This window comes from Mesorhizobium sp. B2-4-14 (assembly GCF_006442155.1).
GTDB lineage: Bacteria > Pseudomonadota > Alphaproteobacteria > Rhizobiales > Rhizobiaceae > Mesorhizobium.
Window position 1 is genome coordinate 100,050 of sequence record NZ_VFVA01000018.1, and the last position, 9,935, is coordinate 109,984.

9 protein-coding genes are annotated in these 9,935 nt (G+C 63.6%); 4 read left to right on the top strand and 5 right to left on the bottom strand.

Annotated elements, in window-relative coordinates; all coding sequences use genetic code 11:
• The first annotated feature begins 55 nt into the window (after nt 1-55).
• The 3 genes from FJ938_RS17365 to FJ938_RS17375 all read left to right on the top strand — a co-directional run bounded on the left by FJ938_RS17365 (nt 56) and on the right by FJ938_RS17375 (nt 3,918).
• Complete coding sequence (locus FJ938_RS17365) at nt 56-988, top strand: alpha/beta hydrolase (protein ID WP_140695675.1); 933 nt, start codon at nt 56-58, stop codon at nt 986-988.
• Nucleotides 989-1,096: 108 nt separating this feature from the next.
• On the top strand, nt 1,097-2,272 hold the full coding sequence (locus FJ938_RS17370; RefSeq protein ID WP_140695678.1) for a CaiB/BaiF CoA-transferase family protein: 1,176 nt from the start codon (nt 1,097-1,099) through the stop codon (nt 2,270-2,272).
• Nucleotides 2,269-3,918 carry a thiamine pyrophosphate-binding protein gene (locus tag FJ938_RS17375; RefSeq protein ID WP_140695681.1) on the top strand — a complete coding sequence of 550 codons (1,650 nt, stop codon included), beginning with the start codon at nt 2,269-2,271 and terminating at the stop codon, nt 3,916-3,918. The genes FJ938_RS17370 and FJ938_RS17375 overlap by 4 nt, the downstream gene beginning before the upstream one ends.
• Before the next feature lie 89 nt (nt 3,919-4,007).
• Here FJ938_RS17375 and FJ938_RS17380 read toward each other — a convergent pair whose 3' ends face one another.
• Complete coding sequence (locus FJ938_RS17380) at nt 4,008-4,451, bottom strand: CHRD domain-containing protein (RefSeq protein ID WP_140608120.1); 444 nt, start codon at nt 4,449-4,451, stop codon at nt 4,008-4,010.
• 164 nt (nt 4,452-4,615) lie between these two features.
• Nucleotides 4,616-5,899 (bottom strand): cystathionine gamma-synthase family protein, encoded by a 1,284-nt coding sequence (locus FJ938_RS17385; protein ID WP_140695684.1) that lies wholly within the window; start codon nt 5,897-5,899, stop codon nt 4,616-4,618.
• A gap of 121 nt (nt 5,900-6,020) precedes the next feature.
• Between FJ938_RS17385 and FJ938_RS17390 the strand changes: the two genes are divergently transcribed.
• Nucleotides 6,021-6,479, top strand: coding sequence for an Lrp/AsnC family transcriptional regulator (locus FJ938_RS17390; RefSeq protein ID WP_140608124.1), 459 nt, complete (start codon nt 6,021-6,023; stop codon nt 6,477-6,479).
• Between the two features lie 49 nt (nt 6,480-6,528).
• Here the strand turns inward: FJ938_RS17390 and FJ938_RS17395 are convergent, their stop codons facing one another.
• Genes FJ938_RS17395 through FJ938_RS17405 form a run of 3 tightly spaced genes read right to left on the bottom strand, consistent with a single transcriptional unit; the run spans nt 6,529 to nt 9,570 of the window.
• Nucleotides 6,529-7,500: an ABC transporter substrate-binding protein gene (locus FJ938_RS17395; RefSeq protein WP_140695687.1), complete on the bottom strand. Its 972-nt coding sequence runs from the start codon at nt 7,498-7,500 to the stop codon at nt 6,529-6,531.
• Nucleotides 7,501-7,540: 40 nt separating this feature from the next.
• Nucleotides 7,541-8,695, bottom strand: a complete 1,155-nt coding sequence (locus tag FJ938_RS17400; RefSeq protein WP_140695689.1) for an ABC transporter permease — start codon at nt 8,693-8,695, stop codon at nt 7,541-7,543.
• Complete coding sequence (locus tag FJ938_RS17405; RefSeq protein ID WP_140695692.1) at nt 8,692-9,570, bottom strand: ABC transporter permease; 879 nt, start codon at nt 9,568-9,570, stop codon at nt 8,692-8,694. Before FJ938_RS17405 ends, FJ938_RS17400 begins: the two co-directional genes overlap by 4 nt.
• Between the last annotated feature and the right edge of the window lie 365 nt (nt 9,571-9,935).

The following is a 9,935-nucleotide window of genomic DNA, read 5'->3' on the forward strand; positions in this document are numbered from 1 at the left end:
CAGGCGCACACAGGTCAGACGCCATGAGGCGAACCGGGGGTGGAAACCAGCCTGCATGCCATTCAACCAGCAACGCCTGGTCCGCTCGCCGACCGGCGCCGAGCTCAACCTCTTCGTCAGGCAGGCCGATGGCCGGCCGCGCGCGGTCGTCCAGATCAATCATGGACTGGCCGAGCATGCCGCGCGCTATGCTCGCTTTGCCGATTTCCTTGGCTCGCGCGGATTCCACGTCTATGCCCATGATCATCGCGGCCACGGCCAGACCAAGGCGCCGGACGCGCCGCTCGGCAGATTCGCCGACAGGGATGGACCGGCCAAGGTGATCGCCGATGTCGATGCCGTCCACGATCTGATCGCCGGGGAACGCCCAGGCCTGCCGGTCATCCTCTTCGGCCACTCGATGGGCGCGTCCGTGGCGCTGAATTTCCTTTTGGGCCATTCATCCCGCATCCATGCCGCCGCGATCTGGAACGGCAATTTTTCGCAAGACCTGCTTGGACAGCTGGCGCTCGGCATCCTTGCCTGGGAGCGGATGCGGCTGGGCTCGGACGTTCCGTCGCGGCTGCTGCCGAAACTCACCTTCCAGGCCTGGGGCAAGGCGGTGCCCAATCATCGTACACCGTTCGACTGGCTGTCGCGCGACGAGGCGGAGGTGGCGAGATACATCGCCGATCCGCTGTGCGGCTGGGATGCCTCTATCTCGATGTGGCGCGACGTGGTCTCGATGGCGCTCAATGGCGGCAAGGATGCCGGCTTCGTCGGTGTCCGGCGCGACCTTCCCGTCGCCATCGTCGGCGGTGAGAAAGACCCCGCCTCGGACTATGGCAAGGGCATCACCCATCTCGCCAACCGCATGCGCAAGATGGGTTTTTCGAATCTCGTATCAAAGGTTTACGCCGACACTTGTCACGAAAGCCTGAACGAGGTGAACCGCGACATCGTCATGGACGATTTCGCGGCCTGGGCAGATAGCGTCCTGAAAGCGTGACCGAGCCAGTTCGGTGGCCCATTGCAAGGGCCGTGACAGCCGCCGCCGGGCTTGATAGAGGCTCTGTTTTCGCAGCAATCACGGTGATTGCGGCAACCACGGTGATTTATGGCTGAGCCCCCGCTGAAAGGCGTCCGCGTCGTCGAACTCGCCCGCATCCTCGCCGGGCCCTGGGCCGGGCAATTGCTTGCCGATCTCGGCGCCGATGTCATCAAGGTGGAAAGCCCCGATGGCGGCGACGACACCCGCAAATGGGGCCCGCCCTTCGTCATGAGCCATGACGGCGAGAATCTGTCGGCCGCGTATTATCATTCCTGCAATCGCGGCAAGCGCTCCATCGCCATCGACTTCTCGACGCCCGACGGCGCCGAGACCGTGCGCCGGCTGGCCGCGACGTCGGATGTGCTGATCGAGAACTTCAAGCTCGGCGGCTTGAAGAAGCATGGGCTCGATTATGACAGCCTGCGCAAGATCAACCCGCGCCTGGTCTACTGCTCCATCACCGGCTTCGGCCAGGATGGACCCTATGCGCCCCGCGCCGGCTACGATTTTATCATCCAGGCCATGGCCGGCATGATGTCGATCACCGGCGAGGCCGGCCGCGAGCCGCAAAAGGCCGGCGTCGCCATATCGGATCTCTTCACCGGTCTTTATTCGGTCGTCGCCATCCAGGCAGCCCTGCGCCATGCCGAGCAGACCGGCGAGGGCCAGCACATCGACATGGCGCTCTTCGACACTCAGATCTCGGCGCTCGGCAACCAGAACCTCAACTATCTCGTCTCCGGCAAGTCGCCGGTGCAGATGGGCAATGCGCATATGAACATCGCCCCTTACGAAGTGCTTCCGGTCAGGGACGGCCACATCATCCTTGCCGTCGGCAATGACGGCCAGTTCGCCAAATTCTGCGCCGCCGTCGGACTGGACGATTTGCCTGCCAATCCCGACTTCGCCACCAACCCCGCCCGCGTCGCCAACCGCGTGAAGCTGCGCGAGCGCATCGTCGAGGCGCTGAAGTCTCTCGACCGCGATCCGCTGCTGGCAAAGCTCGAAGCGGCAAGCGTGCCGGCGAGCCCAATCAACACGATCGGCCAGATGTTCGCCGACCCGCAGACGATCGCGCGCGGCATGCGGCTCGACCTCGACGACGGCCATGGCAACCTGCTGCCCTCGGTACGCGCCCCGATGGTGATGTCCGGCACGCCGCTGGTCTATGAGCGCCCCTCGCCGCGCCTTGGCGAACACACAAAAGAAATCCTTGCCGAACTGGAGAGGTCTGGAGAATGAAGACCGGCGGACAACTGATCGTCGACGCGCTCGAAGCCAACGGCACCGACCGCATCTATTGCGTGCCCGGCGAATCCTACCTCGCGGTGCTCGACGCGCTGCATGATTCAGCGATCCGCACCATCGTCTGCCGTCAGGAAGGCGGTGCGGCGATGATGGCCGACTGTCACGGGCGCCTGACCGGCAAGCCCGGCATCTGCTTCGTCACCCGCGGCCCCGGTGCCACCAATGCGTCGGCCGGCATCCACATCGCTATGCAGGATTCGATTCCGCTCATCCTCTTCATCGGCCAGGTCGCCAGCCACGCCAAGGAGCGCGAGGCGTTCCAGGAAGTGGATTATAAGAGGTTCTTCGGCGACATCGCCAAATGGGTGGTCGAGATCGACGACGCGTCGCGCATCCCCGAATTCGTCACCCGCGCCTTCGCGGTGGCGACATCGGGTCGTCCGGGCCCGGTGGTCATCTCGCTGCCGGAGGACATGCTGACCAGCGTCGTCGAGGCGCCTGCCGCCTTGCCGCACACGCCGGTCGACACCCGTCCGGGCGAGGCAGAGCTCGATGCGCTGGAGACGCTGCTCAGCACCGCCAAGCGCCCGTTCGTCATTCTCGGCGGCACGCGCTGGGACGAGGAAGCAGTGGCGCGGATGCGCGGCATCGCCGAGGCGTGGTCGCTGCCGGTCGGCTGTTCCTTCCGCCGCCAGATGCTGTTCGACCATCTGCACCCGAACTATGCCGGCGATGTCGGTATCGGTATCAACCCGAAGCTTGCCACCGCCATCAAGCAGGCCGATCTCGTTCTGCTGATCGGCGGTCGTATGGGCGAGATGCCTTCGTCGGACTACACACTGCTCAAAAGCCCCTACCCGGACCAGACGCTGGTGCATGTCCATGCGGACGCCGGCGAACTTGGCCGCGTCTACCGGCCGACGCTGGCCATCAACGCCTCGCCATCCGCCTTTGTCGAAGCCTTTGCCAGCCGCAAGCCGGCCTCCGAGCCGGTATGGGCGGCCGAGACGCCAAAACTGCATGCGGCCTATCTCGACTGGTCGACGCCGCCGGAAAGCGGCCCTGGCCCGGTCCAGATGGGCCCGATCATGAATTATCTGGAAAAGATGCTGCCGGAAGACGCCATCCTCACCAACGGCGCCGGCAACTATGCCACCTGGGTGCATCGCTTCCACCGCTTCCGCCGCTTCGGCACGCAGGCGGCGCCGACGTCGGGCTCGATGGGCTATGGCACGCCTGCCGCGGTCGCAGCCAAGGAGCTGTTTCCGGAACGCACCGTGGTCGCGTTTGCCGGCGATGGCTGCTTCCTGATGAACGGTCAGGAATTCGCCACCGCCGTGCAGTACGACCTGCCGATTGTCGTCGTGGTCGTCAACAATGGCATTTACGGCACCATTCGCATGCATCAGGAGCGCGAATATCCTGGCCGCGTGGTTGCGACCGAACTCAAGAACCCCGACTTCGCGTCGCTGGCCCGAGCCTATGGCGGCCATGGGGAGACGGTGGAGAAGACGTCCGATTTCGCAGCCGCCTTCGAGCGTGCGCGCGCCAGCGGCAAGCCGTCGGTCGTCGAAATCCGGCTCGATCCGGAGGCGATCACACCGACCCGGACGATGACCCAGATCCGCGACAGGAGCTGAAGCGAAGGCAGCCTGCTGCCTTTCGCCGGCCGTGCTGAGCTAAGGACTCGTTTGGCGAAAGGGGCGGTGCGCCGCCCCTTCTGACCGCGCTACATCGCCTTCTCGATCTGACCGCGGATCTCGCCGTCCTTGTTGGCGGCGGTGTGGACGTTAACGTAGTATTTGCCGGCCTCAAGGTCAGCCGCTTGCGCATCTGTGAGCGTCGCCGATCCCTTGATCGGGCTCTTGAGCTTGCCCTTGAACGGGATTACCGGCGCGGCATTCTCGCCCATCCCCGCGGGGCCGTGAATGTGCGCGGCCGTCGCCGGTCCGCTGAGACCGGAATATTTGACGTTCCAGCTTAGCTTCTTCTTGGTGGTGTCGAAGGTCAAGGTGGCAGTCCCCTTGCCCTTGGTGGTGACGGGAGGGCTCTGCTGGCCGCCATCGAGCGTTGCCTTGTACTTCACCATTTCGGCCATGGCCGGCGATGCGAATAGAAAGGCGGTCGAAATGGCCAGCGCGGAAAGCACCGGCATGAAGGATTGTCTGCGCATTTTCCTAGGACCTCCGTTGGATGTTCATCCTCGCGGCTCTCCACGCGTGGATGCACCAGCACAACGGTCGGGTGGCCCAAAGTATCCCTCGGGGCACATTTTTTTGATGTCTGATCAAAAAGGGGCGGTCACCCGCCCTTTCAAGACGCGCGGAAGGACAACGCTCAGACGGCGGCCAGAGCCTGCGCAAGGTCGGCGATCAGGTCATCCGGGTGCTCGACGCCGATCGACAGCCTGACCGTGCTCTCCAGAACGCCGATGCGCTGGCGCACGTCGAAGGGAATGCCCGAATGGGTCATGGCGGCTGGATGGCTGGCCAGCGATTCCGTGCCGCCGAGGCTTACCGCCAGCTTGAAGATCTGCAGCCCGTTGAGAAAGGCGAAGGCCGCCTTCTGTCCGCCCCTGATGTCGAAGGAGAAGGTCGAACCGGCGCCGCTGCATTGCGCCCGATAGACGCGGGCGGCAGGCGTGTCCTCGCCGAGGAACGGCAGATAATGCACCTTCTCCACCTTGGGATGCTCTTGCAGGAATCCGGCAATCAGGCGGGCATTGTCGTTCGCCCGTTCCATGCGGATCGACAGCGTTTCCAGCGAGCGGCCGAGCATCCAGCAGGAATGTGGATCAAGCTGCGTGCCGATCGCGCCACGCAGAGCTTTGATCGGCTTCGTGACCGCCTTGCCGCCCATGACGCCGCCCGCGATCAGGTCGGAATGGCCGCCGACATATTTGGTCAGCGAATAGACGGAAACATCGGCGCCGTGCTCGATAGGCCGCTGGAAGACTGGACCGAGCAGCGTATTGTCGCAGGCTATGATCGGCGTCGATCCTTGCCTTGCGCCGATCTCGTCGGCGACCTTCCGCATCAGCGCGATATCGACCAGGCTATTGGTCGGGTTCGACGGCGTCTCGATCAGGATAACCGACACACGGCCCTTCGCGGTCGCCGCATCGGCCGCCACGCGCACCGCCGCCTCGTCGACGCCATCCGCGAAGCCGACCGCGCCGATGCCGAAGCCGGCAAGCGTGCGCGTCAAAAGCGTCTCGGTGCCGCCATAGAGCGGCTGCGAATGCAGGATCACGTCGCCGGGGCGGGCATAGGCAAGCAGCGTCGTCGCGATCGCCGACATGCCGGAAGAAAACAGGATGCAGGCATCCGTCCCCTCATAGACGGCGAGCCGGTCCTCGACGATCTCGCTGTTGGGATGATTGAAGCGCGAATAGACAAGGCCCGACGCCGTGCCGCTCGGCGGCTCCTTTCGGCCGGACGTGTAGTCGAAGAAATCACGCCCCTCCTCCGCCGATTTGAACACGAAGGTCGACGTCAGGAACACCGGCGGCTTGACCGCGCCCTCCGACAGCTGCGGATCGAAGCCATAGCTCAGCATCAGCGTTTCGGGATGAAGCTTGTGGTTGCCGATATGGGTTTTCGAAGGACGCGGCGCGGTCATGATGTTCCCTGTTTTTTCGAGACGTGTGGCGGCAATTTATGCGATCCCCACCACGCAGTCCTTGCTATTTTTGGACCCCCATGGCTGCACTATCGCAATGAATCGCCTGGAGACACCAAAAGTGCGGCAGAAAATAGCTGATGATTTCGACCGCAAGATCCTGCATGAACTGCGCGCCGATGCGCGTATCACGAACAACGAGTTGGCGGAGCGCATCGGCCTGTCGCCGTCGCCTTGTCTCAGGCGCGTGCGGCGGCTGGAGGAAGCCGGAATTATCAAGGGCTACACGACGCTGGTCGATCCGGCTGCCTTTGGCTGGACCATGGTCGCCATCGCCACCATAAGGCTCGGCCGCCAGAACGAGGACGAGATCGTCATGTTCGAGGAAGCGATCCGCGGGTGGGACGAAGTGCTGGAATGCCACCTCGTCACCGGCTCACGCGACTATGTGCTCAAGGTTGTGACCGGCGGCCTCGACCAGTATGAGCGCTTCATCAAGGAAAAGATCGCGCGGCTGAAATGCGTCGCCTCGATCGAGACCAGTTTTGTCATGAACACCATAAAGGAACGGCGCCTCTGACCCTTGGTCGGAGGCGCCGCTCTGAAGATCGATCGTAGCGGGACTACGCTTACTTCACAGCCTTGTCGGTGATGGCGGTGGTGTAGGCGCCGGTCGGCTCCTTGGTGATGATCTTCTGGTCGAGCAGGGCCTTGGCGGTGCGCTCGTAAGCCGCGGGGATCAGCTTGCCGTCCGCATTGTCGATCAGCTTGGCCACTTCCTTCATCATGAACTTCTGGTGGTTCTCGTCCTGACCGCCATTGTCCACGACGATGCCGGCCGCCTCGTCGGTGTTCTCGGTTGCATATTTCCAGCCCTTCATCGAGGCGCGCACGAAACGCACCATCTTGTCGGCGAAAGCCGGATTCTTGAGCTTGTCCTCAAGCGTGTAGAGCCCGTCCTCCAACAGGTCGTTGCCCATGGCCGAATAGTTGAAGACGATCAGGTCCTCGGGCTTGTAGCCGGCATCCAGCACCTGGCCGTATTCGTTGTAGGTCATCACCGAGATGCAGTCCGCCTGCTTCTGGATCAGCGGCTGCACGTCGAAGCTCTGCTTCAGCACGGTGACGCCGTCGGGGCCGCCATCGGTCTTGAGACCGATCTTGTTCATCCAGGCGTAGAACGGATATTCGTTGCCGAAGAACCAGACGCCGAGCGTGTGGCCCTTGAAATCGGCCTCGGTCTTGATCGGTCCGTTCTTCGGGCAGACCAGTTCCATGCCCGCCTTCTTGAAGGGCTGGGCGATGTTGACCAGCATCACGCCCTTGTCGCGGGCCGCGAGCGCCCCGCCCATCCAGTCGACGATGACATCGGCGCCGCCGCCGGCAATCACCTGTTCGGGCGCGATATCAGGGCCACCCGGCTTGATGTCGACGTCGAGGCCTTCAGCGTCATAGAAGCCCTTGGCCTTGGCCACATAGTAGCCGGCGAACTGGGCCTGCGTGACCCATTTCAACTGCAACGTCACCTTGTCGGCGGCGATTGCCTGGAACGCGGCCAGCGAAAGCGCGCCGGCCAGAAGTGGAATAAGAAGTCTTTTCATTTTTTTACCCTCTGAAGTTAGTGCCCTGAACCCACCGCCCCTATCCACCACGGACAGAGGGATGCCAAAACGTGACGGCCCTTTCGACAAGGGCGACCACGCCATAAAAGACCGAACCCGCAAGTGCTGCAACTGCGATTTCAGCCCACACCATGTCGATGTTCATCCGCCCGACCTCGGTCGAGATACGGAAGCCCATTCCGACGACGGGCGTGCCGAAGAACTCGGCGACGATGGCGCCGATCAGCGCCAGCGTCGAGTTGATCTTCAGCGCGTTGAAGATGAAGGGAGCGGCGGCCGGCAGCCTGAGCTTGATCAGCGTCGGCCAGTAGCCCGACGCATAGGTGCGCATCAGGTCGCGCTCCATATGGCCCGACGCGGCAAGCCCGGCGACCGTGTTCACCAGCATCGGGAAGAAGGTCATGATGATGACCACGGCTGCCTTGGACTGCCAGTCGAAGCCGAACCACATGACCATGATCGGCGCCACGCCGATGATGGGCAGCGCGGAAACCATATTGCCGATCGGCAGCAGGCCACGCCGCAGGAACGGCACCCGGTCGGCTAGGATCGCGGTGATGAAACCGGCGCCGCTACCGACGACGTAACCGAAAAGCACCGCCTTGAAGACGGTCTGGCGGACATCGGCACCGAGTATCGGCAGCGAGTTGACAATGCGCACGCCGACGGCGCTCGGCGGCGGCAGCAGGATGAAGGGAATGCCGGCGCCCCGGGTCACCGCCTCCCAGATGATCAGGATCCAGGCGCCGAAAATGGCGGGAATGATCAGGCGCAGCAGGTTCCGGGACCAGCCTGTCGTCGGACGAAGCCCGGACAGCACCGCCACGCAACGCCATCCGAGCAGCCAGGCCGCGATGAGCAGCAGAAAATACGGCGCCAGTGCCGTGCCTTCGAAACCGGCAATGCCCGAGATCAGCAGCCAGGCGACGAGATGGGCGCCGACGAACAGCACCACGGCCTCGCCCAGCGATGGCAACCTGACCATCGAGATCAGCGCCGCCACGATCGCCAGGCCGAGCATCAAACCCTTCGTCCCGAGATAGGGATAGTTGACACTGGCAGCCGGATCCGCGAGTGCTGCCGCCTCGGGCTTCGACATCGCGCCAAGCGTGACCGCGATCAGACACAGCACGATCGCCAGCACGGCTTGCCAGGAGGGTTTTACCCAGCTCATGCCGGCCTCCCGCCCATGGCGCGGTCGACGAGGCGGCCGGCGATGCCGACCACCATGACCAGAAGCGCCGCCACCATCGAACCGGCGACCAGCGCCGACCAGATGTCGATGGACTGGCTGTAATAGGCGCCGGCGAGCAGTTTGGCGCCGATGCCGGCGACAGCACCGGTCGGCAGTTCGCCGACGATGGCGCCGACCAGGCTTGCCGCCACCGCCACCTTCATCGAAGTGAAAAGGAACGGCACAGAGGCCGGGACCCGCAACTTCCAGAAGGTCTGGGCGCGGCTGGCATTATAGGTGTGCATCAGGTCGAGATGCATGATCTCCGGCGAGCGCAGCCCCTTCACCATGCCCACCGTCACCGGGAAGAACGACAGATAGGTCGAGATCAGCGCCTTCGGGACCAGGCCGGTGATGCCGACCGCCGCCAGCACGACGATGATCATCGGCGCCACCGCCAGGATCGGAATGGTCTGCGAGGCGATGATCCAAGGCATAAGGCTACGGTCGAGCGTCGCCACATGCACGATGCCGACCGCGATGATAATGCCGAGCGCGGTGCCGAAGGCAAAGCCGAGCAGTGTCGAGGACAGCGTCACCCAGGCGTTATAGATCAGGCTGCGGTTCGAGTTGACAGGCCGCAGGAAGGTGTTCTGGAAGAAGTTCACCGCCACCTGATGCGGCGCCGGCAGCGTCGGCTTGGGCTGCGACAGCGTTTTGCCTATGAATTCGACGGTGCCCGGTGTCACGTTGGCCCGGCTGTCGATATCGCGCTGAAACGGCGCATTGAGGATGACGGCGAAAACGTACCAGAGCACGACCACGCCGGCGAGGATCGAGGTCACCGGAACGAGCTTGTCGCGGAAGCTATCCATGGCGATGTCCTCCTCTCAGCGGTACTGCGCTACGCAGCGCGCTCTTCGTCATCCTAGGGCGGAGCAGGCGCGAAGCCGCCTGCGTGACGCGAGCCGTCCATGGCGATTTCGTCATCCTAGGGCGGAGCAAGGAGCGAAGCGACGCGGCGCAGACCCTAGGATCCATGCCGTTTCCTCCGCGTTCCGCATCGGCGCAGAACGGGGCACCTTCCGTCGCGCCTCGGAAGGCGAACATTTTCGACCGCTCACACCCCTCGATCGACGTCACGGCATGGATCCTAGGGTCTGCGCAGGCGGCTTCGCGCCTGCTCCGCCCTAGGATGACGAAGAGCGCGCTGCGTAGCGCAGTACCGCTGAGAGGAGGA

What these genes read in the sequence shown, in the direction of transcription:
- FJ938_RS17365 (WP_140695675.1), top strand. Translation starts at nt 56, where the DNA reads ATGCCATTCAACCAGCAACGCCTGGTCCGCTCGCCGACCGGCGCCGAG.
- FJ938_RS17370 (WP_140695678.1), top strand. Translation starts at nt 1,097, where the DNA reads ATGGCTGAGCCCCCGCTGAAAGGCGTCCGCGTCGTCGAACTCGCCCGC.
- FJ938_RS17375 (WP_140695681.1), top strand. Translation starts at nt 2,269, where the DNA reads ATGAAGACCGGCGGACAACTGATCGTCGACGCGCTCGAAGCCAACGGC.
- FJ938_RS17380 (WP_140608120.1), bottom strand. Translation starts at nt 4,451, where the DNA reads ATGCGCAGACAATCCTTCATGCCGGTGCTTTCCGCGCTGGCCATTTCG.
- FJ938_RS17385 (WP_140695684.1), bottom strand. Translation starts at nt 5,899, where the DNA reads ATGACCGCGCCGCGTCCTTCGAAAACCCATATCGGCAACCACAAGCTT.
- FJ938_RS17395 (WP_140695687.1), bottom strand. Translation starts at nt 7,500, where the DNA reads ATGAAAAGACTTCTTATTCCACTTCTGGCCGGCGCGCTTTCGCTGGCC.
- FJ938_RS17400 (WP_140695689.1), bottom strand. Translation starts at nt 8,695, where the DNA reads ATGAGCTGGGTAAAACCCTCCTGGCAAGCCGTGCTGGCGATCGTGCTG.
- FJ938_RS17405 (WP_140695692.1), bottom strand. Translation starts at nt 9,570, where the DNA reads ATGGATAGCTTCCGCGACAAGCTCGTTCCGGTGACCTCGATCCTCGCC.